General features: G+C 74.3%; 20 protein-coding genes. 7 read left to right on the forward strand and 13 right to left on the reverse strand.

The annotated features are described in order from the left end of the window. Positions 1–32 precede the first annotated feature (32 nt). The 3 genes from A4V12_RS12410 to A4V12_RS12420 are packed head-to-tail and all read right to left on the reverse strand — an operon-like array spanning position 33 to position 4,071. Positions 33–1,370, reverse strand: a complete 1,338-nt coding sequence (locus A4V12_RS12410; RefSeq protein ID WP_064069358.1) for an AAA domain-containing protein — start codon at positions 1,368–1,370, stop codon at positions 33–35. After that, positions 1,367–2,956 carry a hypothetical protein gene (locus tag A4V12_RS12415; protein WP_064069359.1) on the reverse strand — a complete coding sequence of 530 codons (1,590 nt, stop codon included), beginning with the start codon at positions 2,954–2,956 and terminating at the stop codon, positions 1,367–1,369. Before A4V12_RS12415 ends, A4V12_RS12410 begins: the two co-directional genes overlap by 4 nt. Continuing rightward, complete coding sequence (locus tag A4V12_RS12420; RefSeq protein ID WP_064069360.1) at positions 2,947–4,071, reverse strand: hypothetical protein; 1,125 nt, start codon at positions 4,069–4,071, stop codon at positions 2,947–2,949. The genes A4V12_RS12415 and A4V12_RS12420 overlap by 10 nt, the downstream gene beginning before the upstream one ends. A gap of 172 nt (positions 4,072–4,243) precedes the next feature. On the opposite strand from A4V12_RS12420, the gene A4V12_RS12425 reads away from it, so the two are divergent. Then, entirely contained in the window at positions 4,244–4,840 is a 597-nt protein-coding gene (locus tag A4V12_RS12425) for a histidine phosphatase family protein (protein ID WP_064069361.1), read from the forward strand. Positions 4,841–4,868: 28 nt separating this feature from the next. On the opposite strand, the gene A4V12_RS12430 is transcribed toward A4V12_RS12425, so the two are convergent. Beyond that, positions 4,869–6,275 carry a hypothetical protein gene (locus tag A4V12_RS12430; protein ID WP_064069362.1) on the reverse strand — a complete coding sequence of 469 codons (1,407 nt, stop codon included), beginning with the start codon at positions 6,273–6,275 and terminating at the stop codon, positions 4,869–4,871. 253 nt (positions 6,276–6,528) lie between these two features. Here A4V12_RS12430 and A4V12_RS12435 point away from each other — a divergent pair, with 253 nt between their 5' ends. Then, positions 6,529–6,981, forward strand: a complete 453-nt coding sequence (locus A4V12_RS12435; protein ID WP_079137027.1) for a hypothetical protein — start codon at positions 6,529–6,531, stop codon at positions 6,979–6,981. A gap of 210 nt (positions 6,982–7,191) precedes the next feature. Continuing rightward, positions 7,192–8,058 carry a spermidine synthase gene (locus A4V12_RS12440; RefSeq protein WP_064069363.1) on the forward strand — a complete coding sequence of 289 codons (867 nt, stop codon included), beginning with the start codon at positions 7,192–7,194 and terminating at the stop codon, positions 8,056–8,058. 30 nt (positions 8,059–8,088) lie between these two features. Here A4V12_RS12440 and A4V12_RS12445 read toward each other — a convergent pair whose 3' ends face one another. Beyond that, positions 8,089–8,646 (reverse strand): hypothetical protein, encoded by a 558-nt coding sequence (locus A4V12_RS12445; protein WP_064069364.1) that lies wholly within the window; start codon positions 8,644–8,646, stop codon positions 8,089–8,091. Between the two features lie 69 nt (positions 8,647–8,715). On the opposite strand from A4V12_RS12445, the gene A4V12_RS12450 reads away from it, so the two are divergent. The 3 genes from A4V12_RS12450 to A4V12_RS12460 all read left to right on the forward strand — a co-directional run bounded on the left by A4V12_RS12450 (position 8,716) and on the right by A4V12_RS12460 (position 12,515). Beyond that, complete coding sequence (locus A4V12_RS12450; protein WP_079137003.1) at positions 8,716–9,405, forward strand: response regulator; 690 nt, start codon at positions 8,716–8,718, stop codon at positions 9,403–9,405. 58 nt (positions 9,406–9,463) lie between these two features. Continuing rightward, positions 9,464–10,852, forward strand: a complete 1,389-nt coding sequence (locus A4V12_RS12455) for a sensor histidine kinase (RefSeq protein ID WP_064069366.1) — start codon at positions 9,464–9,466, stop codon at positions 10,850–10,852. A gap of 133 nt (positions 10,853–10,985) precedes the next feature. Next, on the forward strand, positions 10,986–12,515 hold the full coding sequence (locus A4V12_RS12460) for a glycoside hydrolase family 18 protein (RefSeq protein WP_064069367.1): 1,530 nt from the start codon (positions 10,986–10,988) through the stop codon (positions 12,513–12,515). A gap of 109 nt (positions 12,516–12,624) precedes the next feature. Here A4V12_RS12460 and A4V12_RS12465 read toward each other — a convergent pair whose 3' ends face one another. The 7 genes from A4V12_RS12465 to A4V12_RS12495 form a co-directional block, all read right to left on the reverse strand. After that, entirely contained in the window at positions 12,625–13,464 is an 840-nt protein-coding gene (locus tag A4V12_RS12465; protein ID WP_079137004.1) for a carbohydrate ABC transporter permease, read from the reverse strand. Beyond that, entirely contained in the window at positions 13,461–14,450 is a 990-nt protein-coding gene (locus A4V12_RS12470; RefSeq protein ID WP_064069578.1) for a carbohydrate ABC transporter permease, read from the reverse strand. Before A4V12_RS12470 ends, A4V12_RS12465 begins: the two co-directional genes overlap by 4 nt. A 5-nt stretch (positions 14,451–14,455) precedes the next feature. Then, positions 14,456–15,760 carry an ABC transporter substrate-binding protein gene (locus tag A4V12_RS12475; RefSeq protein ID WP_064069368.1) on the reverse strand — a complete coding sequence of 435 codons (1,305 nt, stop codon included), beginning with the start codon at positions 15,758–15,760 and terminating at the stop codon, positions 14,456–14,458. 86 nt (positions 15,761–15,846) lie between these two features. Continuing rightward, the gene (locus A4V12_RS12480) at positions 15,847–17,289 is read right to left on the reverse strand and encodes a GH1 family beta-glucosidase (protein ID WP_064069369.1); all 1,443 of its coding nucleotides are present in this window, start codon (positions 17,287–17,289) and stop codon (positions 15,847–15,849) included. Positions 17,290–17,562: 273 nt separating this feature from the next. Then, positions 17,563–18,411 (reverse strand): carbohydrate ABC transporter permease, encoded by an 849-nt coding sequence (locus A4V12_RS12485; protein ID WP_064069370.1) that lies wholly within the window; start codon positions 18,409–18,411, stop codon positions 17,563–17,565. Beyond that, complete coding sequence (locus A4V12_RS12490) at positions 18,408–19,406, reverse strand: carbohydrate ABC transporter permease (RefSeq protein WP_064069371.1); 999 nt, start codon at positions 19,404–19,406, stop codon at positions 18,408–18,410. Before A4V12_RS12490 ends, A4V12_RS12485 begins: the two co-directional genes overlap by 4 nt. Before the next feature lie 453 nt (positions 19,407–19,859). Further along, the gene (locus tag A4V12_RS12495) at positions 19,860–21,212 is read right to left on the reverse strand and encodes an ABC transporter substrate-binding protein (protein ID WP_064069372.1); all 1,353 of its coding nucleotides are present in this window, start codon (positions 21,210–21,212) and stop codon (positions 19,860–19,862) included. A gap of 364 nt (positions 21,213–21,576) precedes the next feature. On the opposite strand from A4V12_RS12495, the gene A4V12_RS12500 reads away from it, so the two are divergent. Beyond that, entirely contained in the window at positions 21,577–22,605 is a 1,029-nt protein-coding gene (locus A4V12_RS12500; RefSeq protein ID WP_064069373.1) for a LacI family DNA-binding transcriptional regulator, read from the forward strand. A gap of 85 nt (positions 22,606–22,690) precedes the next feature. Here the strand turns inward: A4V12_RS12500 and A4V12_RS12505 are convergent, their stop codons facing one another. Further along, entirely contained in the window at positions 22,691–24,430 is a 1,740-nt protein-coding gene (locus tag A4V12_RS12505) for a glycoside hydrolase family 6 protein (protein WP_064069374.1), read from the reverse strand. Between the last annotated feature and the right edge of the window lie 101 nt (positions 24,431–24,531).

Here is a 24,531-nt window from a genome sequence, read left to right on the forward strand (position 1 = left end):
CCTTCCATTCTCCCGCCCGGCGCAAGTACGCCCTACGGCGACCACGTGACGCGGTGTTCCGAGAGGTGGGAGAGCACCGCGTGGTTGGCCTCCCAGCCGTCCGGGAACTTCACCGTCACGCCCAGCTGGACCGGCTCCGTCGACGGGTGCTCGTCCAGCAGCTCCGCCACGCCCGCCCGGCACACCACGACGCACGCGTGCCGGTGCCGGGAGGCCAGCACGCACAGGCGCCCCGTCTCCAGGTGGAACGCCGTCGCGTCCGGGCGGCCCGACAGGGGGTGCAGGACGACCGTCACGTCGTACTCCCGCCCCTGGAGGCGGTTGGCCGTGTCGACGGTCACGCCCCCGACGCCCAGCTCCGCCAGCGCCGCCCGGACCGCCGCCGCCTGGTCGCGGTGGGCCGTGCCGACGGCGATCCGGTCCGGGGTGAGGGGCACCGGGTCGGCCGACCGCTCCGACACCGCCGCCCCGCCCCGGTCCAGCAGCCGGCGCACCACCAGCGCCACCGCCCGCACCGCCTCCGGATCCGTGCGCGGGGTGTGCCGGGCGGGCAGCTCCAGCAGGCCCCAGCCCGACTCGGCCGCCTCGTCCAGCACCCGGTCCGGCCCCGAACCGTCCGACGGCACCCCGAAGGACAGCCGCCGGTCACCGGGCCCCGTCCCGCTGCGGAACGGCGTGTACGGGTAGAAGGCGTGGGACACCAGCGGCGCGGCGGACGCCGGGAGCCGCCAGGAGACCGGCAGCCGGTGCTGCGGCAGCTCCGGGTTGTGGGCCAGCAGCGTCGACACCGCGCTCGCGGACGGGTCGTACGACAGCCCCGCCCACTGGTCGGAGCCGACCACGCTGAACGGGTCCAGCTGCCCCGGGTCGCCCACGAACAGCGCCCGCTCGAACAGCCCGGCCACCGCCAGCAGCGCGTCCGACCGCATCTGGTACGCCTCGTCGACGATGGCGTGCCCCCACGGCTCGACGCCCTTCACGTGCGCCCACTTCGCCGCCGTCGAGATCACCACGTCCAGCCCGGCCAGGTCCGCCGCCCGGGCCGACTTCCGTACGTTCCCGAGGTCGTCGAGCGCCTTGTCGTACGGGTCCGGGTCGTTGCTGTGCAGCCGCCCCACCGGCAGCTCGGGCTCCTTCTCGGCGAGCCGCAGCACCAGGTCGTCGACCTGCGCGTTCGTCTGCGCGACCACCATCAGGGGCCGGCCGGCCGCCGCCAGTTCCAGCGCGGCGCGCACCACGAGCGTGGACTTGCCCGCACCGGGCGGCGAGTCCACGACGACGCCCCGCGCGTCGCCCCGCAGGGTGTCGTCGAGGATCTCCCGGGTGGCCCGCGCGGCCTCGGCGGAAGGGTCGAAGGCGACGGACGTCACAGCAGGTCCTCCGGGGTCACGGGGTCGGGGCTCTCGGTCGCGTCGGCGCGCGGGGGGCCGCCGTGCGTCCAGGGCGTCTCCTCGGGATCGGGCAGCTTGGGACCCACCCGCTGGTCGTGCTCGAACAGCGTCCACACCAGGCGGTCGCCCTTCTCCGGCACCGAGCCCTCCGCCGGCTCCCTGCCGCGCCCCATCCGGTCCAGGACGCGCAGCACCAGGGACCCGTCGTCCTCGTACCGCACGAACTGGGCGGTCTGCGGCTTGCCCTCCAGCGAGCGGTACGCCTTCACCCCCTCGGCCAGGTGCGGCAGGTCGTCCGTGCGGACGGTCAGCAGCGGGCGCGGCGCGGGCCGCTTCGACTCCGACCACGCCATCGTCACCTCCACCACCTCGCCGACGAACGCCTCGCCCGTCAGCCGGCGCCCGGCCATCACCAGCGGGTCGTCCAGCGCCTCCTGCGCCTCCAGCTGCGTCTGCGCGCTCTCCCGGGCGGCCAGCTTGTTCGCCGCCGTCACGGCGTCGTCCCGGCGCGGCTGCGGCGGCTCGCCCGCCCGCACCCGGTCCCGGTGGCCGGTGAACGACCAGCGGTCGCGGGTCCACCGGTCCGCCACCCGCGGGCCCGGCGGCAGCGCGCGCACCAGGTCGAGCGCCCGCCACACGGCGTGCCACGTCGGCCGCAGCTGGGTGAGGACCAGCCGCCGGATCTCCCGCTCCGCCCGGTGCAGGTCGCCCAGCCGCTCGTCGGCGGCCTCCCCGTCCTCGGCCGAGGCCAGGGCGTGCCGGGCCCGGTCGTACCGCTCCACGGCGGGCGCCAGCAGCCGGTTGTCGAACGCCGGGTCGGTCGCCGGTCCGGCCGGCGGGCACAGCAGCTGCCCGTCCCGGTCGCGGCCCAGCTCCGCCCGGAGCGCCGCCTCCGCGCCCGAGGCGCCCTCCGGCGGGTCGATCCAGGCCAGCAGCGCCCCCAGATGCTGGTCCTCCAGGGACGACTGGCCGGTGGCCCAGTGCCGGTTCAGCAGGTCGGTCGCCGCCAGCAGCAGCGACGAGCCCGGCACGCGCGCCCGCTCCCCGTAGTGCGTCAGCCACCGCCCCAGCAGCGGGACGCGCGGCGGCGCCGGGAAGGGCGTCTCCGGGTCCTGCTCGGCCGTGCGGCGGAACCGCATCGACCGGCCCAGCAGCCGGACGTACTCGACGCCGGCGCGGCCCGGCACCACCAGCTGCGGCGCGTCCGCGCACAGCTCCACCTCGACCTTGACCTTCTTGCCGGTCTCCGGGTCGGTCTCGCTGCGCTCGGCGGCCTCGACGTCGTCCGCGAAGTCCTCGACGTACGGCAGGACCGCCTCCGCGAGGTCCGCGAGGAACGCGAACCGCAGGTCCCGGTCCCGGGGCTGCGGGACGACCAGCAGCCGGGGCTCCTCCCGGTCCGTCCCGACCAGGGCGCCCAGCGGAGCACCGGCCTCACCGGCGGTCGTCAGCGGTACGAGGACGAGCGGCCGCTCCGCCACGTGCCGGTGCCGCACGGTGGCCAGCGGCTGGGCGCGCCCCGACTCGACGGCCTCCAGGCGCGCGAGCGTGGAGATCAGCGACATGCGGCCGCCTCCTGAAGGGACTCGGCCCGCAGGGCCGCCGCCCGCCGCAGCGCCGCCACCGCCGGATCGTCCGGATCCCCGGCCTCGCCGCGCGCGGCGGCCAGCACCGCGCCGACCGTCGTCAGCCCGCCCAGCTCACCGCGGACCGAACGGCCCAGCGCCTCCACGGCGCCCGCCTCCCGGGCCCGGTCCCGGCAGTGGAACGCCAGCTCGCACGCGGCCAGGCACTCCGGCGCGTACGCGTGCGGAACCGCCTCCACGGAGGCCGTCAGCTGCTCCGGAGAACACGCCTCCACATCGAAGGACACCCCCTCCGGCAGCGCCGCCGCGATGTCCTCGACGCGGGTCAGCCGGGCCAGCTGCCGCCGCGTCACCGACAACTGCTTGCGCACGTCGACCACCGAGCCGGTCGGCTGGTTGGAGAAGTCCTTCGGGCACACCAGCAGGACCGAGTGCGCCACCGACGCCCCCTCGGTGACCGCCGCGACCCGCTCCAGCGCCAGTACGTACACCGCGGCCTGCCGGGCCGCCGCGCCCACCTTCGCCGCGTCCGCCGAACCGTCGATCATGGGGAACGACTTGATCTCCACGACCGTCCACCGCCCGTCGGGGTGCACCACCACCGCGTCCGGCTCCAGGTAGGCGGGCGGACCGGCCACCTCCAGGGCGAGCATCGGATGGTCGAGCAGCGACCACGCCCCGGCCCCGGTCGCCTCGCGCAGCGCCAGGGCCGTGCGGGCCGCGCGCCCCTGGGGGCCCGCCGCGGTCAGGTCGGGGACGCGGACGTCCTCCGGCTCGGCCACGCCGAGCAGCCGCATCAGCTCCGCGCCGCCGTCGGCCTTCACCTTGGCCTCGAAGGCGTTGCCGCGCATGAAGGCGAACTGCGACTGACCGAAGCCCGACGGCGCCCCGAGCGCGGACGCCAGCGCCGCCTTGTCCACCCCGGCCCCGTCCAGCAGCGCCCGCCGCCGGCAACCGGGGTTGGCGGCCAGCGCCGCCAGCGCCCGGGCGTCCAGCGGATGCGGCGCGGACGCCGGGCCGCGCAGCTCGGCGAGCCGGTGCCGGAGTGTCGTCTGCGGACGTCGAACCGGTCCGCTGCCCAGGGATTCGCTCACCCGCGGAAGTCTCGCATCCGGCACTGACAATCGGGGCCCGGATCCCCTTCGCCGGTGTCCGCGGCAGCCCGGGGAGGCTGCGGACCGCGTGCGGATCGCCCCCTTTGGTGGCCCCGTGTTCCCGTGCGCGATGATGGACGGACACCCATGCGCGAACTTCAGGAGAGCCCTCATGGCACCGCGGATCCTCCTCGCCCGGCACGGACAGACCGAATGGTCGCTGCTGGGCAAGCACACCGGCAGGACGGACATACCGCTGCTCGAGGAGGGCCGCCGCGGCGCCAAGCTGCTCGGCGAACGGCTCCACCGCGGCCCCTGGGACGGCCTGGAGGGCGTCGAGGTCCGGACGAGTCCGCTGGCACGCGCGCACGAGACCTGCGAACTGGCCGGCTTCGGCGACCGCGCGGAGAACTGGGACGCGCTGATGGAGTGGGACTACGGCGCGTACGAGGGCATGACGCCGGCCGAGATCAAGGCGGGCCGGCCGGACTGGTTCATCTGGCGCGACGGCGTCCCGGAGGGGGAGACGCTGGCCCAGCTGTCCGACCGCGCGGACCAGGTCGTCGACTGGGCCCGCTCGGCCGACCGTGACGTGCTGGTCTTCGCGCACGGCCACATCCTGCGCTCCATCGCCGCCCGCTGGCTGGGCGAGCCCGTGTCCTTCGCGGCCCGCGTCCGCCTCGACCCGACGAGCCTGTCCGTCCTGGGCTGGGCCTACGACGCCCCGGCGCTCGAACGCTGGAACGACACGGGCCACCTGGAGGGCTGAGCCTCCCGGCGACCCCGGGCGCGGGAAGTCACCGCGGCCGCGGCGCCGGCGCGGCAGCAGCCCTCCCGGACGCGGGGCCCCCGGCGGCGGCGGCCGGCCAGGACGACCCCGGGGCGGCGCGCCGGGCGAGGAACGACGCCACCGCCGCGCCGCCCGCGTGCGGGGCGAGCAGGCGGGCCGTCCCGGCCAGCAGGGCGTGGATGCGGCTCGACTGGACCTGGTCCAGCAGGTCCAGGACCCGTTCCCCGGTCGCCGCGGCCTCCTCAGGTGCGCCGCCGCGTGCCAGGTCGGCCGCGAGCTGGGCCCGGTACAGCGCCAGGTTGCGGGTGAAGTGCGGGTCCTGGAGGGCCACCGCGCGGCGGGCGTGCCGGGTGGCGCGCGGCCGGTCGCCCAGCACGGACCAGCACTGCGCCTCCAGCGCCTCCAGCTCCGGTTCGCCGAAGAACGACATCCACTCCGGGTCCGCGTCGCCCGGCCCGCGCCCGAACAGCTTGTGCGCCCGGCCCAGGGCCTCCTCGCACGCCGCCCGGTCGCCCAGCCCCGCCCAGCCGCCCGCCTCGCGGAGGGTCAGCAGGGCCAGCAGCCGGGGCGAGGGCAGGTGCCTGCCGGCCCGCTGTCCGGCCTGCGCGGCCCGTACCGCCTCGCGGTACCGGCCGGAGTCCCTGGCCAGGAACGACGTGTTGGAGAAGGCGTGCGCCTCCAGGGCCGGATCGCCCGCCACGCGCGCGGTGGCGAGCGCCTCGGCGTAGTGGGACCGGGCGTCGTCCAGGCGGCCGGAGTCGTGCGCCAGCCACCCCACCGAGAGAGCCAGTTCACCGGCGCCCGCCTGCATCCGGTCGGCCGTCGAGCGGCGGACCGCCGTGCCGGCGTCGAGCAGCGCGTACGCCGTGCGCAGCGGCTCGGCGGCGATCCGGTACAGCCGGTCCGCGCCGTGCCGGTCGTCGAGCAGGCGGATCCGCCGTACGGCCTCCTCCACGGCGTGCACCTCGGTCTCGCCGAACCTGCCCCCGGCGCGCGGCGCGGGGAGGACGGCGCCGAGGCCGAGCGAGGCGGCCGCCACGGTGGCGGTGCCGCTCGTCATGAATGCGCGACGCAGCACGTCGCTCTCCTCATCGTTCCGGATGGTGATCTGTTGCGCCGGTGCCCGGCCGTCGGGCGCGGCGCGCGACCGCCGGCCGCGCACGTGCTCCCGGGCGGTGAACCCCAGGTCCGTCAGGGACAGCCCCGGGAACATGTGCAGGAACACCCGTTCGTAGGCGTAGTTGGGGCACCGGATCTCACCCGACTCCACACGTCCGACGTAGCGGGCGTCGCACGCGACCTGTTCGCCGATCTCCCGGGCGGCCCTGCGGACGGCGGCCGCGAACTCCCCGGGGGAACGCTGTCCGCGCAGGCGGCGGAAGGCGAGATTGGGAACTGCCCGTGACGTCGCCATGGCCGAGCCCTCTCCTGCGTACCGCACCGCCGTTGTTCCGGCGGGGCTAGAACGTACCCGCTGTGACGGACCGGGCACGCGGAGTTTGGCTACAAATCGGATATCTCGCGCGTGATCCGCCATGAACTGCCATCCTTTGCGGCGGCGTGCCGCCGTAGCCGTTGACGCGCACCGGCGTTGAACCATGTGGAGAGACGCAATGTGTCTCCACACGGGGACTCGAGCGAGGAGGGATCCCTTGTTGGAGGTCGGCATGCAGGCGAATCCGCAGCCCGGTGGCGCGTCACGCACCACCGCCGCGCACTGGCCGGCGCCGGGGGGCGGCGCCCCGCCCGGCGAGGGCGAGGCCTGCGACCTGGTGACCGTCCCGGCCCGGCAGGGCCTGGAGGCCGTCGACATCCTCCGGCGCGGCGGCGCCCCGGTGGTGGGCCCGGTGCTGCACGACGGCTCCTGCGACACCCTCGGCTTCCTGGTGCCGCCGGGCACCGCCGCCGGCTGGGACATGCCGGGCAGCGCCTGCACCCGCACCTCCGGGCGGGGCCTGCGGATCCCGCCGCTCCCCGGCGACCGGCCGGAGCCCCCCGTCTCCGGCACCGGCTGGCTCCTCCCCCCGGACGACACCGGCCCGGTCACCGACCCGGTGGTGCTCCGCGAGGCCCTCGGCGAGGCCGCCCGGCTGATCGAGGCCGCCGACAACTGCCGCTAGGTCGTGTCCGGTCGGCCCACCCGCCGGTTCGGTGCGGACCCGCCGGGCGGCCTGGACCCGCCTGGCGGCCCGGACCCGCCGCCCCCCACCCGCCGGGCGGCCGGACCCGCCTGACGGCGCGGACCGCCGGGCGGTCCGGACCCGCCGGGTGGTGCGGGCCTTCGGGCCGGGGTGGCCGGGGGCGCGGTCGGGGGCGCCGATAATGGGTGGATGGCAAGGAACAAGCGGCGCGGGCGGGCGGCGGGGCCCGAGGCCGTCGTCGAGACCGTGGCCGGCGGGGTCGCCGAACTCATACCCGACCCGGAGCGGGCGCGGGCCTGGACGCTGCTCGTCGACGGGGCGCCCCAGTCGCACGTCGACCTGGACGAGCCCGCCCGGCTCGGCTTCGCGTACCAGCGGCGGCTCGGCCACGTGATCGATCTGGTCGCGCCGCCGGGCCGGCCGCTGCGGGTGGTCCACCTCGGCGGCGGCGCCTTCACGCTCGCCCGGTACGTCGCCGCCACCCGGCCCCGCTCCACGCAGCAGGTCGTCGAGGTCGACGGCGCGCTCGTCCAGCTGGTCCGCCGGGAGCTGCCGCTCGACCCGAACGCCCGCGTCCGGGTGCGCACGGCCGACGCCCGCGCCGGGCTGGGCAAGGTCCCGGACGGCTGGGCGGACCTGGTCGTCGCGGACGTCTTCGGCGGCGCCCGCACCCCCGCGCACCTCACCAGCACCGAGTTCCTCGCCGAGGTGCGGCGCGTCCTGACGCCCGGCGGGCACTACGCCGCCAACCTCGCCGACGGGCCCCCGCTGGCCCACCTGCGCGGGCAGATCGCCACCGCCGCGGCCGTCTTCGGTGAGCTGGCGCTCGCCGCCGACCCGGCCGTACTGCGCGGGCGCCGCTTCGGCAACGCCGTACTCCTCGCCTCCGACACGCCCCTGCCCGTCGCGGAACTGACCCGCCGGGTCGCGACCGACCCGCATCCGGGGCGGGTGGAGCACGGGCGGGAGCTGGCCGACTTCACGGGCGGGGCGGCCCCCGTCACCGACGCGAGCGCCAAGGACTCGCCCGCACCGCCCGCCTCCGTCTTCGAGTGACCCGCGCCGACCGTGCGGAGCGCCCAGCGCTCAGCGCTCGTCGATCTGGACGAGCGGCGCGTGGTCGTGCCAGGTGCAGAAGACGTCGATCTCCTTGCCGTCCCGGCTGAACGTCACACGGATGTACGTCGGCTGCTTCCACACCTGCATCTGCCAGCCGGACGCGGGGGTGGCCGACACCAGTTCGGCCGACGAGGCGCCGATGTCGAAGGCCACCCGGCCGCCGTCGACGGTGTAGCTCTTCACCTCGCCGGTGCTCGCGGGCGGTGTGCTCGGCGTGGTCGGCGCCGGGCGGGACGGAGTGCGCGACGGGGCTGCCGGCGGCGCGCTGCCGGGGGCGGGCGACGTCGCCGGCGGCGGCGGGGGGCTCGGGGTGGGGGAGGCCTGCGGGCGCCGCGTGGACGAGACCCGGGGCGACACGCTCGGGGTCGCGGCCGGGCGGTCGGCCGTGATCGGCAGGGCGCGCGGCGGGTCGTACGCCGTCCCGGCCATCACCGTGTGCACGCCCCACCACGACAGAGTGACCGCCGCGCCCGTGGCGAGCGACCACGCCATGGCATGTACGAGTCCTCTACGCATCCGGGCCATCCTGCACCACACGCCCCAGAGGTCAACACCGGTCCCCCTCATTCCGCCGTATGGCGTACGGTGCCGCCCATGGCAAGTGTGCTCGTGGTCGAGGACGACCAGTTCGTGCGCTCCGCCCTCATCCGGCACCTGACCGAGGCCTCCCACACCGTACGGAGCGTCGGCACGGCACTGGAGGCGCTGCGCGAGGTCGCCCATTTCCGGTTCGACGTCGTCATCCTGGACCTCGGACTGCCCGATCTGGACGGGTCCGAGGCGCTGAAGATGCTGCGCGGCATCACCGACGTACCCGTGATCATCGCGACCGCCCGGGACGACGAGGCCGAGATCGTGCGGCTCCTCAACGACGGCGCCGACGACTACCTCACCAAGCCGTTCTCGGTGGAGCACCTGTCCGCGCGGATGGCCGCCGTGCTGCGCCGCTCCCGCGCGACCGCCGGCGAGGCGCCGCCCAGCAGCGTCCTCCAGGTCGGCGGGCTGACCGTCGACCCGCTGCGGCGCCAGGCCGAACTGGACGGGGTGCGACTGGACCTGACGCGCCGGGAGTTCGACCTGCTCGCCTTCCTGGCGGGCCGGCCGGGCGTGGTCGTCCCGCGCAAGGAACTGCTCGCCGAGGTGTGGCAGCAGTCGTACGGGGACGACCAGACCATCGACGTCCATCTGTCCTGGCTGCGGCGGAAACTGGGCGAGACCGCCGCCAGGCCCCGGTACCTGCACACCCTGCGGGGCGTGGGCGTGAAGCTGGAGCCGCCGCAGTGAGCACCGGACGTGACACCGTCCGCCACCGCCGGGCGGGCGGGAAGGCGGGCACGGCGCGGTGAGGTGGGCACTCGTCAAGGTGGCGCTGGCCGTCACGGTGATGGTCGTCGTCGCCTTCGCCGTACCGCTGGGGCTGGTCATCAAGGAGATGGCCCGCGACCGGGCGTTCACCAACGCCGAACGCCAGGCCGCGGCCATCGGCACGTCCCTGTCCATCACCACCGACCGCGCCCAGCTCGACCGGGCCGTCGCCTCCACGCAGGCCGGCGCCGCCGGGCACCTCGCCGTGCACATCCCGGCGTCGGCGGGCGGCGCGCCCATGGAGATCGGCACGGGCCGGGCCGCCGCCAAGGACCTCGCCACCGTCCAGCGCGTCCCGCGGGCCTCGACCGCCGAGGTGCCGGGCGGCTACGCCCTGCTCCAGCCGACTGCCATCAGCACCGGCCAGATCGCGATCGTCGAGGTGTACGTCCCCGAGGGCGAGGTCACCAACGGCCTCGCCACCGCCTGGCTGATCCTCGCCGGGGTGGGCATCGCGCTGGTCGTCGGCTCGGTCGCCGTCGCCGACCGGCTCGGCGTCCGCATGGTCCAGCCCGCCCAGCGCCTCGCCCACGCGGCCCACGACCTGGGCGAGGGCAGGCTGGGAGCCCGTGTGCCCGAGGACGGTCCGGCCGAACTCAAGTCCGCCGCCGTCGCCTTCAACTCCATGGCCGACCAGGTCGTGCGGCTCCTCGCCAACGAGCGCGAGCTGGCCGCCGACCTCTCCCACCGGCTCCGCACGCCCCTGACGGTGCTGCGCCTCAACGCCGCCTCGCTCGGCGACGGACCCGCCGCCGAGCAGACCCGGGCAGCGGTGGAGCAGCTCGAACGGGAGGTCGACACCATCATCCGCACGGCGCGTGAGGCCAAGCCGCAGACCCAGGCGACCGGCCCCGGCGCCGGGTGCGACGCCTCCGAAGTGGTGCGGGAGCGGATGGAGTTCTGGTCGGCGCTCGCCGAGGACGAGGGCCGCAAGGTGCGCCTGGCGGGCGTCGAGCGCCCCGTGCGCATCCCGGTCGCCCGCCCGGAGCTGGTCGCCGCGCTGGACGCGCTGCTCGGCAACGTCTTCCGCCACACCCCGGAGGGCACCGCGTTCTCGGTGGACGTGCACAACGGGGACGACGCCGTCATCGTCCTCGTCTCGGACGCGGGACCCGGCATCGCGGACCCGGAGGCCGCCATGGCGCGCGGCAACAGCGGGGCGCGGGACGGCTCGACGGGGCTCGGGCTGGACATCGTGCGCCGCGTCGCCGAGTCGACCGGCGGGGACGTGAGGATCGGGCGCTCGGTCCTCGGCGGTACGGAGGTGCGCGTCTGGATCGGTCTGGACGGGCGGCGCGGACCGGCGGAGAGGCGCGGGCGGGGGCGCGGGCACCGGATGAGGCGCCGGCGGCGCGCCCAGCATTAATCGCTTCCCATGCCTTCCTTAAGCGGAGCCTAAGGTTCTCAACCACCGCCCCGTAGTGGACATTTGTCCGTTTCGGGCTCGCTAGCGTGCTGCCGCAGAACCAACCCCCCAGTAACACAGAGGCAGGCACGCGATGGGCAGCACGCGCAGCACGGACGGCACCGGCGGCAGGGCGACGCACCGGCGCAGGGCGAGCGGCAGGAGCAAGGCGGTCGGCGCGGTCGTGGCCGCGGCGGTCACCGGCGGTGCGGCGTTCGCGTTCGCCGGTACCGCGCAGGCCGCCGCCGTGGGCGCCGTGTACACCAGGACGAGCGCCTGGGACGGCGGCTACACCGGCCAGTACGTCGTCACCAACGAGTCGGACGAGACCCGCTCCGGGTGGACCCTGGAGTTCGACCTGCCCGCCGGCACGAAGCTCGGCTCCCTGTGGAACGGCGAGCACACCGTCGAGGGGCAGCACGTCACCGTGAAGCCCGCGAGCTGGAACAAGGAGCTGGCGCCCGGCGCCTCCGTCACGGTCGGATTCGTCACCAGCGCGGCGGGGAAGGCGGGCGACCCGGCCGGCTGCCTGATCGACGAGGCCGCGTGCGCGGCCGGCGGCGGCGCCACCCCGCAGCCCAGCGGACGGCCCACCGAGAAGCCCACCCCCACCCCCACGGCGTCCGCCAAGCCCACCCCCACGGCCTCCACCCCCACGCCCTCCGCCTCCACCCCCACCCCCACCCCCACGGCCACCACGCCCACCCCCACCCCGCCGCCCGCCCAGGGCGCCGGCGCCCGCTTCGCCCCGTACGTCGACACCTCGCTGTACCCCGCGTACGACCTGCTCGACACCGCCGCCAAGACCGGCGTCAAGGAGTTCAACCTCGCCTTCATCACCTCCGGCGGCTCCTGCGCCCCGCTCTGGGGCGGCGTCACCGGTCTGGCCGACGACAAGGTCGCCGCCCAGATAGGCGCCCTGCGCGCCAAGGGCGGTGACGTGCGCGTGTCCTTCGGCGGCGCGGCGGGGCGCGAACTGGCCCTCAACTGCGCCACGGCCGGCGACCTGGCCACCGCGTACGGCAAGGTCGTCGACCAGTACAAGCTGACCAAGGTCGACTTCGACGTCGAGGGCGCCGCCCTCCCCGACACCGCCGCCAACACCCGCCGCGCCCAGGCCATCGCCCAGCTGCAGAAGTCCCATCCGGGCCTGGACGTCTCCTTCACGCTCCCCGTCATGCCCGAGGGCCTGACCCAGCCGGGCGTGGACCTGCTCGCCGACGCCAGGAAGAACGGCGTGCGGATCGGCGCCGTCAACATCATGGCGATGGACTACGGCCCGGCGTACAGCGGTGACATGGGCGAGTACGCCGTCCAGGCGGCGACCGCCACCCAGGCGCAGCTCAAGGGCGTGCTCGGACTGTCGGACGCGGCCGCCTGGAAGACCGTGGCCGTCACGCCGATGATCGGCGTCAACGACGTCACCACGGAGATCTTCAAGGTCGACGACGCCACCCAGCTCGTGGACTTCGCGAAGTCCAAGGGCCTGGCCTGGCTGTCGATGTGGTCCTCGACCCGCGACAAGCAGTGCGCCGCCGGGGCCGTGAACCACGCGGACGCCACGTGCAGCTCGATCCTCCAGCAGCCGCTGGCCTTCACGAAGGCGTTCGCCGCCTACCGGTGACCACCCCTCCAGCGCTCCGGCCGGGATGCCCCCCACCCGGCCGGGGCGCGCCCCCTTCCCCCCGGCCCCGGGGCGTGTCCTGCGGATCAGGCCGGAGACACGCCCCGGCTCAGCCCTTCACGGCGCCCTGCATGATGCCGCCGACGATCCGGCGCCCGAAGACCACCAGGACCAGCAGCAGCGGCAGGGTGCCCAGCAGGGCGCCCGCCATGATGACCGACTGGTCGGGGATGTAGCCGCGGCCGAGGCCCGTCAGCGCCACCTGGACCGTCGGATTGGCCTGGGTGAGGGCGATGATCGGCCAGAAGAAGTCGTTCCAGGACATCACGAACGTCAGCATCGCCAGGACCGCCATCGCGGGCCGGGCGGCCGGGAAGACGACGTGCCACACCACCCGCCACCCGTTCGCCCCGTCCACCCGGGCCGCCTCGACCAGCTCGGTGGGCAGCGCCGTGACCAGGTACTGGCGCATGAAGAAAACGCCGAAGCCGCTCACCAGGGCCGGCAGGATCACCGACTGGAGCCGGTCCGTCCACGACACCTCGGCGACCAGCATGAACAGGGGCACGACGCTGAGCTGCGGAGGCACCGTCATCGTGCCGACCACCAGCAGCAGGAGCAGGTTCCTGAACCGGAAGCGCAGCTTGGCGAAGGCGAAACCGGCGAGGGTGGAGAACAGCACCGTGCCCGCCGCGACCGTGCCCGCCACGACGGTGGTGTTGAGCAGCGCCCTGCCCAGGTTGGCGTCCGTCCAGGCGACGCCCAGGTTCCTCAGCAGGTCGTCACCGAACCAGAAGGGCGGCGGCGTCCGCGCCAGCCGGCCGTTGCTGCTCGACGCCGCGATGGCCGTCCACACCAGCGGGAACAGCGACACCACGGTGAACACCAGCAGCGCGGCGTACGTCAGCAGCCCGGCGCGCGGCCCGCGACGGCCCGGGGGTGTGCTCATCGCGTCCTCCTCCGCCAGGCGCGCACCAGCGCGACGGCCGCCCCGGCGAGCAGCAGGATCAGCAGCATCGCCCACGCGATCGCCGAGGCGCGGCCCAGGTGCAGGTTCACCCAGCCCTGCTCGTACAGGTACAGCCCCAGCGTCTGGAACTGGTGGTCGGAGCCGCCCGTCGCGCCCGCGCTGCCGTTGAACAGCAGCGGCTCGCCGAACAGCTGGGTGGCGCCGATCGTCGACACGACGCACGTGAACAGGATCGTCGGCCGCAGCGACGGCACGGTGACGTGGCGGAACTGCTGCCACCGGGAGGCCCCGTCCAGCGCCGCCGCCTCGTACAGCTCGTCCGGGATCGCCTGGAGGGCGGCGAGGTAGATCAGCGCGTTGTAGCCCGTCCACCGCCAGATGACGATGGTGGACACCGCGAACTGCGAGGTCCACCTGCCGTTCTGCCAGTCGACCGGACCGGCGCCCAGCAGGCCGAGCACCCAGTTGACCAGGCCGAAGTCCCTGCCGAAGAGCAGCACGAACACCAGCGTCGCGGCGGCGACGGAGGTGGCGTACGGGGTGAGGGCGACGACCCGGAAGAACGTCGAGCCGCGCAGCCGCCCGTGCAGCAGGTGCGCGATGCCCAGCGCCATCAGCAGCTGCGGCACGGTGGACAGCAGACCGATGGTGACCGTGTTGCGCAGCGCGTTCCAGAAGAACTCGTCGTCGAGCAGGCGCGCGTAGTTCCGCAGCCCCACCCACTCCATGTCGGTGGGGGCGGTCAGCTCCACGCGGTGCAGCGAGGCCCAGCCCGTGTAGAGGAGCGGGAAGATCCCGAAGGCGGCGAAGAGGACGAAGAACGGCGCGATGTGCGCGTACGGTCCCCACCGCACGCCCCACCGGTGCCGGCGGCCGCGCCACGCGCTGCGCGGTGCACCGGCCGGGGCCGGCGGCGGGGGCGGTGCGGCGGGGGCGCCGGTGGTCGTGGTGGTGTCGCTCGCCATGGCGGTCACAGGTCCAGTGCGTTGTCGATGGTCCTGACCGCCGCGTCCCAGGCGTCCTCGGGCCGCCGGCCCTTCTGGTCGACCTGGAGCATGCCGACGTCGGCCAGGTTCTGGGCGATGACCAGGTCCTTCGGCCCGAGGACCGCCACCGGGACGCCCCGGGCGGCGCGGGTGTAGATGCGGCCGATCGGCGCGTCACCGAAGTACGGGTGCCGGGCGTCCGCGACGGCCGGGAGGGCGTGGGCGGCGGACGCGCTGGGGAAGCTGCCGCGCCGCCGGAAGAGCGTCGCCTGCTGGGCGGGCGCCGTCAGCCAGGCCGCCAGCCGCGCCGCCTCCGCCCGGTGCCGGCCCGACTTCGGCACGACGAGGAAGGAACCGCCCCAGTTGGCGGGCCGGGGCGCGGCCGCCACGTCCCACCGGTCCGCACCGGCCGGGCCCGCCTTGTCCTCGATGTAGCCGAGCATCCAGGCGGGGCAGGAGACGGTGGCGAAGGTCCCGTTGGCGTAGGCCTGGTCCCAGGAGGGGGTGAACTGCTGGAGCCGGGCCGTCAGCCCCTCGGTGGCGAACGCGGCGGCGATGTCCCACGCCTCCCGCACGGCCGGGTTGGACTGGTAGACGACGGTGCCGTCCTCGTCGTAGTACCGGCGGGCGCTGCCGCCCGTGATGGCCGACAGGACGCCGGACGCCGAGTCCACGAACGAGGTGCCCGCCGGGGCGCGGTCCCGGTACCGCTTGCCCGTCTCCAGGTACTTGCGCCAGTCGCCCGCCCACAGCCGGCCGACCGCGTCCCGGTCGGTGGGGAGCCCGGCCCGGGCGAAGAGGTCCTTGCGGTAGCAGACGGCCTGCGGTCCGATGTCGGTCCCGAGGCCCACGGTGCGGCCGTCCCGGGTGGTGGCCTGCCGCCACTTCCACGGCAGGAAGTCCTCCCGGCGCACCCCCGGGACCCTGCCCAGGTCCTCCAGCCGGTCGGCCTGGGTGGCGGTGACCTCCGCGATGTTGATCGCCTCGACGGCCTGGACGTCGGCGAGGCCGCTGTCGCTGACGAGGTGGGTGAGCAGCTGCGGGTAGTAGTTCTCGTTGCGCTGGATGGACGTCTGCCGGATCACGACGTCCTTGTGGAGCCTCATGTACGCGTCGTAGAGCCCGGCCTCCTGGTAGCCGAACGACCCGAACAGGCCCACGGTGAGGACGGTCCGGCCGGCCGGGTCCTCACCCCCCGGGCCGCAGCCGGCGGCCGGTACGGCGCCGAGCGCCACGACGGCCGCCAGGGCCAGGGCCCGTCTCCGGAACCTGCGGATGAGTGTGCGCATGAGGCGATTGTGTACGCACCCGGGCGCGCGACGCGCCGGGGCCCCGGGCGGCCGCCCGGGGCCCCGGCCCTGTCCGGCCCCGCCGGTCAGGCCCCGTCGAGGGCCGGCAGTTCACCCGACCGGGCCACGCGCGCGTACCAGTGGGCGGTCGACTTCGGCGTCCGCGCCTGGGTCTCGTAGTCGACGTGCACCGCGCCGAACCGCTTCGCGTAGCCGTAGGCCCACTCGAAGTTGTCCAGCAGCGACCACAGGAAGTACCCGCGCACGTCCGCCCCGTCGGCGATCGCCCGGTGCACCGCCTCCAGGTGGCCGTGCACGTACGCGAGGCGCCGCGGGTCGTGCACGGTGCCGTCGGCGGCGACCTCGTCCTCGAACGCCGCGCCGTTCTCGGTGATCAGCAGCGGCAGGCCCGGGTGCTCGCCCGCCACCCGCAGCAGCAGGTCGTACAGGCCCGTCGGGTCGATCGCCCAGCCCATCGCCGTGCGCTCGCCGGGCGGCTGGTGGAAGGCGACGTCCTCGGACCCGGGCCAGGGCGAGTGGGCGCTGGCGCCGTGCCCGTCGTTGCGCGGGGCGTCGTCGCCCTCGCGGGCCGCCGCCACCAGCGTGGGCGTGTAGTAGTTGATGCCCAGGGTGTCCAGCCGCTGGTGGATGTCGGCGAGGTCGCCGGGCCGGACGAACCCCCAGTCGGTGAGGTGGGCGGTGTCCCGCAGCAGGTCGTCCGGGTAGGCGCCCTTCAGCATCGGACCGAGCCAGACCCGGTTGCCCACCGCGTCGATCCGGCGCACCGCGTCCAGGTCCCCGGGCGCCGAGGTGAGCGGCCGCAGCTCGTGCAGGTTGAGCGAGACGGACGTCTCCGCGCGGGGCGGGAGCGCGGCGCGCAGCGCCTGGACGGCCAGCCCGTGACCCAGGTTCAGGTGGTGGGCGGCGCGCAGGGCGGCGACCGGGTCGGTGCGCCCCGGGGCGTGGACGCCGGAGCCGTACCCGAGGAAGGCGCTGCACCAGGGCTCGTTGAGCGTGGTCCAGCGCCCGACGCGGTCCCCCAGCGCACCGGCGACGATCCCGGCGTACTCGGCGAACCGCTCGGCCGTGGCCCGGTGCGGCCAGCCGCCCGCGTCCTCCAGGTCCTGCGGCAGGTCCCAGTGGTACAGCGTCAGCACCGGCTCGATGCCGTGCGCCAGCAGGTCGTCGACCAGCCGGCGGTAGAAGTCCAGGCCCTTCTGGACGGCCGGGCCGCGCCCGGTCGGCTGCACGCGCGACCAGGACACGGAGAACCGGTACGCGGTCAGGCCCATGTCCGCCATGAGCCGGACGTCGTCCTGGAACCGGTGGTAGTGGTCGACCGCCACGTCGCCGGTGTGGCCCTCGAAGACCTTCCCCGGCGTGTGGGAGAAGGTGTCCCAGATGGACGGGGTTCGGCCGTCCTCGGCCGCCGCCCCCTCGATCTGGTAGGCGGCGGTGGCCGCGCCCCACAGGAACCCGGGCGGGAACCGGCGGGTGGCGGTGAGCGGCAGGGAATCGGACGCAGTCATACGGGAGCGCTCCCAACGCGAGTAAGGGTGCAGCGGGACGGAGGACCGGTGCGTGTTCGGGCGTCGCGCCGGCCGCCGTGACGCCGGGACGTCGTGACGGGCCGGGCGGGCGTGACGGGACCGTCCGTGGGGGCGGAACGGGCCGTCTCCACGGAATCGGCGGCGCGGCGCCGGTACTTGACCGGGATGCGGCCGACCGTGGGTGTGTGCGGTCGGGGGGGGGAGGGGCCGGTGGCCGGCCGGTGCCGTCCGGGCCGGCCCCGCCCGGCGCGGTCAGCTCTTGACCGCGCCCGAGGTGATGCCCCCCACGATGTGCTTGCCGAGCAGCGCGAACACCAGCAGCAGCGGCACGGTGGAGATCAGCGCGCCGGTGAGCACGATCGCCTGGTTGATGGTGTGGTTCCCCGAGCCGAGGCCGGCGAGCGCCACCTGGAGGGTCGGGTTGCCGTCCGGCGTCAGCGCGATGAAGGGCCAGAAGAAGTCGTTCCAGGCCTGTACGAAGACCAGCATGCCCAGCACGGCCATGGCGGGCCGGGCGACCGGGAAGACGACGTGCCAGATCACCCGCAGGCTGTGCGCCCCGTCCACCCGCGCGGCCTCCACCAGCTCCACGGGCAGCGCCTCCAGCAGGTACTGCCGCATGAAGAAGACCCCGAAGGCGGCCACCAGGGAGGGCAGGACGACCGACTGGAGCTGGTCCACCCATCCGAGGTCGGTGATGATCCGGTACAGCGGGATGACGCTGAGCTGCGGCGGGATCGTCATCGTCGCCACGACGAGGGCCAGCAGCACGTTGCGGCCCCGGAACGGCAGCTTGGCGAAGGCGAAGCCGGCGAGCGTGGAGAACAGCACCGTGGAGGCCGCCACCAGGCCGGCGACGACCGTGGTGTTCACCAGCGCCTCGCCCATGTCCACCTGGTTCCAGGCGAAGGTGAGGTTGTCGAGCAGGTGCGGGCCCGGCAGCAGCGGCGCCGGGGCCTCGACGACGCGCTCGCCGGTGTGCGAGGCGGCGACCAGGTTCCAGTACAGCGGGAAGAGCGAGACCAGGGCGGCCAGGCCCAGCAGGACGTACGTCAGCGGGCCCGCGTGGTGCTGGCGCCCCGCCGTCTGCTTGATCTTCACGTGGTCTCCCTGTTCAGGCGGGCGACGAGCAGCCGGACGCCGCCTATCAGCAGCAGGATCAGCAGCATCACCCAGGCGATGGCGGACGCCTGCCCCAGCGCACCGGTCACCCAGCCCTTCTCGTACATCAGCAGGCTCAGCGTCTGGAACTGGTTGCCGCTGCCCCCGCTGACCCCGAGGCTGCCGCCGTACAGCATCGGCTCACCGAAGAGCTGGGTGGCGCCGATCGTCGAGACGACGACGGTGAACAGGATCGTCGGACGGATGGAGGGGATGGTGACGCTGACGAACTGGCGCCAGCGCGAGGCGCCGTCCAGCGACGCCGCCTCGTACAGCTCCTGCGGCACGGCCTGCATGGCGGCGAGGTAGATCAGCGCGTTGTAGCCGGTCCACCGCCAGATGACGATCACCGAGATCGCGATCTGCGCGGGCCACTTCGACGACTCCCAGTCCACCGGGTCGAACCCGACCAGGCCGAGGACGGTGTTGATCAGCCCGTAGTCGCTGTTGAACAGCTGGGCGAAGACGAGCGTCGCCGCGGCGATCGAGGTGGCGTACGGCGCCAGCACGGCGACCCGCAGGAAACCCCGGCCGCGCAGCCTGTAGTTGAGCAGGTGGGCCAGGCCCAGCGCCATGAGCAGCTGCGGAACCGTCGAGATGACACCGATGGTGAAGGTGTTCGCCAGCGCGTTCCAGAAGAAGTCGCTGTCCCACAGGCCCGTGTAGTTGTCGAACCCGCGCCACTGCGCCTCACCGCCCAGCTCCACCCGGTGCAGCGAGAGCCAGCCGGTGTAGATGAGCGGGAAGAGCCCGAAGGCCGCGAAGCAGAGGAAGAAGGGGGCGACGAAGGCGTACGGGGTCGCCTTCAGGTCCCAGCGGTAGAGGCGGCTGCGCCAGCCGCCGGTGCGGCGGGCGGCCGCGGGAGGCGGAGAGGGAGGTGCGGGCGGGTCGGGCGGCGACGTGCCGTCGTTCGCCGCACGGACGGAGGTGGCCACGAGGGCGTCCTTCCAGGCGGGTGCGTGGGCGGGCGGGGCGGGGCGGGCGGTGGCTGGTGGATGCGGGGGCGCGGGTGTTGCGTGGGTGCGCGCGGGTGCGCGGGTGCGCGGGCGGTTGTGGTGCGGCGGCGGGGTGGGGGCGGCGGTGGGCGGGTACGCGCGGGCGGTCGCGGTGCCGCCGCCGGCGTACGCCGCTGTGCACGCGGGAGCGGCGGGGCGGGAGAGGCCGGGCGGGCGCACGGGGCGGGCGCGGCACGCGGGTCGCGGCGGGCACCCCGGGGCTCGGCGACCTCGTGGCGTGCGGGCCGCCCGTCCGGTCCGGTGACCGTCACGCGCCACCGGTCCGCCGGCGCCCTCGGCGGCCGCGCGGGGCCCGGCGGCCGCCCGGCGGGGGAGCGCCGGGCGGGCCGGACCGGGGCTTCGGCGGCCGCTCACCTGCTGCTCAGCGGGCGCTCACTGGTCGATCTTGTCGGCGATGAGCTTCTTGACGTTCTCCCATGCGGCGTCCGGAGCGGTGCCGCGCTGCTCGATGTCGAGGATGCCGTTGTCGGTGATGAACGTCTTCACCTGGCCGTCGTAGCGGCTGACCGGCGCGGGCGTGATCCCGGCCGCGGCCTCCGAGTAGATCTTCCCGACCGGCGTGTCACCGAAGTACGCGATCTTCGCGTTCTGCACGGTGGGCGAGGCCAGCGTCTCCTTGGTGGAGGGGATGTTGCCGTTCACCCCGAACACCTTGGCGTGCTGCTCGGGCGCCGTGAGCCAGGCGGCCAGCTTGGCGGCCTCCTGCGCGTGCTTGCCGGACTTCGGCACGGCGAGGAAGGATCCGCCCCAGTTGCCGGCGACCGGCGGGCTCGCGATGTCCCACTTGCCCTTGTTGGCCGGACCGGCCTGGTCCTTGATGATGCCGGTCATCCAGCTCGGGCAGGCGACGGTGGCGAACTTCGAGTTCTTGAACCCGGCGTTCCAGGTGCCCTTCTCGTCGAACTGCCGGAGCTTCGCGGTGATGCCGCTCTGCGCGGCCTCGACGGCGAGACCCCAGGCCTTGCGGACGCCGGGGCTGCTCTCGTAGGCCAGCTCGCCCTTCTCGTCGGCGTACTGCTGGGGCTGGCTGGAGAGCACGGCGTTGAACAGGCCGCTGGCGGAGTCGTGGAAGGCGGTCCCGGCCGGGGCCTTCTTCTGGTACGTCTTGCCGGCGGCGACGAACTTGGCCCAGTCGCCCGCCCACAGCTTGGCCACCTGGGCGCGGTCGGTGGGCAGCTCGGCCTTGGCGAAGAGGTCCTTGTTGTAGCAGATGGCCATGGGGCCGATGTCGGTGCCGAGGCCGATGACCTTGCCGTCGCCCGTGGTCGCCTGCTTGACCTTCCAGTCGAGGAAAGCGGCGGTGTCGGCGCCGCCCGTCTGCGACAGGTCCACCCACTTGTTCGCCATGGCCGGGCCGATGGCCTCGGCGATGTACCCGACCTCGATGGCCTGGATGTCGGCCAGCCCGCTGTTGCGCGAGAGGCGCAGCTTCAGCGTGTCCCAGTACTTCTGGCCGTCGGCCACGTTCGACTCGACGATCTTGATGTTGGGGTTGAGCTTCTCGTACTCGGCGTAGAGCTTGGCGCCGTTCTTGTTGTCGTAGCCGAACGAACCGAACGTGCCGATGCGCAGGGTGATCGTGCCGTCGCCGCCGGTCCCGTCGGCCCCTGAGCCGTCGGTGCTGCAACCGGTCAGCAGGACCGCTCCGGCCGTGAGCGCCGAGAGCGCCGCGGCGGTCGCGGATCCGGGGCGGCGGCGTCCGCCCGTCATTCTGGAAGTGCGCATTCCACTCTCCTCGTCCAGGTGGTGCTGGTGTGCGCGCGAAGGGAGGTCCGGGTCGGCTTTCAGCGGCTCGGCGGCGGCCGGGTCGGACGGCGGTGCGGGCGGTGGGAGCGCTCCCACACCGCCATGCCCGGAAGGTTGCTGCCTGGCGGGGCGGGTGTCAAGACATGGGTGGGAAATCGTCGGCAAGCGCGGTGCGGCCGGAAGCCTTGGGGTGCAGGTGGCGGCACGGGGTGAATTCCTCTACGGTGGGAGCGCTCCCACGCATGTGGCGCCGGTATTCCCCCTGGGCCGGTCAGGGGGGCACCCTCTAGGTTGACGGTGCACTTCACGCACGTCACACCTCGTTGCGTTCGATGGGAGACCTATGGCGGTGAGCGGACGGCAGACCGGCAGGCCCACGCTGGAAGAGGTCGCGGCCCGGGCGGGAGTCGGGCGCGGCACCGTGTCCCGCGTCATCAACGGCTCGCCGCGGGTCAGCGACCGGGCGAAGGAGGCGGTCGGCCGGGCCATCGCCGAGCTGGGGTACGTCCCCAACCGCGCCGCCCGCGCGCTGGCCGGCGCCCGTACGGACGCCATCGCCCTGGTGATCCCCGAGACCGAGTCCCGGCTGTTCGCGGAGCCGTACTTCCTCGACATCATCCGGGGCGTCAGCGCCGAACTCGCGGACGCGGACATGCAGCTGCTGCTGACGCTGATCCGGTCCAGCAAGGAACGGCAGCGGTTCGAGCAGTACCTGTCCGCCCAGCGGGTGGACGGCGTCCTGCTGGTCTCCGTCCACGGCGACGACCCGCTGCCCGACCTGGCGCGGGAGCTGGGCGTGCCCGCCGTGCTGAACGGCCGCCGCTCCGCGGGCGAGCGCGTGGCGTACGTGGACTCCGACAACGTGGGCGCCGGCCGCTCGGCCGTCGACCACCTCACCGGCCGCGGCCGGCGCCGGGTCGCGACGATCACCGGCCCGCTCGACATGTACGTGGCGCGCTGCCGCCTCGACGGCTACCGGCAGGGCGTGGAGGCGGCCGGTCTGCCCGCCGACGACCGCCTGGTCGCCGCCGCCGACTTCACCGAGGAGGGCGGCCGGCGCGCCATGCGGGAGCTGCTGGAGCGCTGCCCCGACGTCGACGGCGTCTTCGCCGCCTCGGACGTCATGGCGGCGGGCGCCCGGAGCGTGCTGCGCGAGGCGGGCCGGCGGGTCCCCGACGACGTGGCGCTCATCGGTGTCGACGACTCGGCGGGGGCCCGCCTCATGGACCCGCCGCTGACGAGCGTGCGCCAGCCGATCGAGGAGATGGGCCGCCGCATGGCCCGTGCCCTGCTCCAGGAGATCACCGGCGCGGATCCCGAGCCCTGCCGGGTCGTCCTGCCGACCGAGCTGGTGGTCCGCGACTCCACGTGAGGGGGCGCGGCCCCGGCCCGCGTCCCGGGACGTCTCCGCCCCCGGCGGCCCACTGGCGGCACCGGGGGCGGAGCTCACGGAGCGACTAGAGCGCCGGGTGGGCGTTCCTCATCAGCTCCTGGAACTGGGCCGGGAACCAGTGGCCCGACACCGGCGCGTTCGGCAGCGCGCCGGACATGCTGTTGCCGTTGCGCGGGTTGCCCGTGTACGTCGGGTCGCACATCCGGTCGAAGCCCTTGCCCTCGTCGTTCGGGATCTGGCTGCTCGACCCGTCCGACTCGCCCGGGGGCTTCATCCACACGTACGCGTCGATGCCCGCCGCCGGTGCGGCCTTCGGACGTTCGCCGAGACCGGCACCCGCCTGGTTGCACCAGTTGCCGAGGTGGATGCGCCGGTCGTAGCGGCCGCCGTTGACGTACGTGTCGACGTTGTTCGTCGCGCCGGGACCGGCCGGCCGGGCCGCGCCGCCCCAGCCGTTGCGGGAGGTGTCGATCAGCATGCCCAGGTTCTGGTCGAACCCGAGCGAGACCAGCCTGGCGCGCATGGCCTGGGCGTACGACAGCTCGTCGGTGTACCGGTTCCAGTCCACCCACTTCGACTGGCGCACCGACACGCCGTTGACGGAGTCCTCGATCTTGAAGTGGTCCTCCTTCAGCGCGCTGTAGTTGGCCGTGTTGACGATGAAGCCGTGCACGTTGGAGACCGTCGAGCCCTCGGCGGTCGCCGCCTGCTTGAACAGGTCGGCGGAGGCGCCGAAGTTGTCGTCCCAGCCGAGCCAGCCGTGGTGGCCGGCGTCCACGTAGTTGTAGACGTTGCCGATCGCGCCGAGCTTCTTCAGCGCGTACCCGACGCCCTTGATGTAGTTGCCGTTCGCCTTCATCACGTCGCAGTTGGGCGTGGCGGTCGGGCGCGGGGTCACGTTGGTGACCAGGTTCGGCAGGGAGTCGATCTCCACGGTGGTGACGATCCGCAGGCCCGCGTACTTGGGGTCGGCGAGGATCGCGGCGATCGGGTCGATGTACTGGGTCCGGTACTTGTCGATCTCCGTCGGGCCCAGCTCGCCGTTGGAGGCGAGCGCGGCGCAGTCGCGGCCCGGCAGGTTGTAGATCACCAGCTGGACGGCGAGTTCGCCGGTGCCCTTCTGGCGCAGCGCCTCGTCGAGGTGGGCCCGTAGGCCCATGCCGCCGTTCACGCCGTTGATGGCGGCGATCCGGTCCAGCCACACGCCGGTCGGCTGCTGGGAGATCCGGGTGCCGCCCGGTTCGGCGGCGGCCTTCGCGGACCACTCGGGGTTCACGTACACCTTGGCGCCCGCGTACGGGTTGTCGACGCGGCTGCCGGTCGGCGGCGGGTCGGTCGGGTCCGTCGGGTCGGTCGGGTCGGTGACGCCGTTGCAGGTCACGCCGTTGAGCTTGAACGTCGTGGGCACGGCGTTGGTGCCGCTGTACGAGGCGTTGAAGCCGAAGGACGTCGATCCGCCGGTGGCCAGGCTGCCGTTGTACGACGCGTTCCGGGCGGTGACCGCCGCGCCGGACTGCGTGGTGGTGGCGTTCCACGACTGGCCGATGCGCTGGTCGCCCGCGTAGCTCCACTCCAGCGTCCAGGAACTCACCGGGTCACCGGTGTTGGTGACGGTGACGTTGGCGCCGAAGCCGGTGCTCCACTGGTTGGTGACCTGGTAGTCGACCCGGCAGCCGGGCGCCGCGGCGCCGGCCTGGGTGGTCAGCGCGGTGGCGGTGGCGCCGGTCGCGGCCATCAGGGTGCAGGCGGCCAGGAGGGCGGTACGGCGTCGGGAGGGCGGTGCGGCGGTTCTGGTGCGGCTCATCTCCGGTGCTACCTCTCGGTCGTGGGCGTGCGCGGATGGCCGCGCGGCCCGGTGACGGATGTGTACGGACATGTGCGGGTCGTACCGTCGTCGCTGATCGC

The sequence above is a fragment of the Streptomyces noursei genome, assembly GCF_001646665.1.
GTDB lineage: Bacteria > Actinomycetota > Actinomycetes > Streptomycetales > Streptomycetaceae > Streptomyces > Streptomyces lavendulocolor.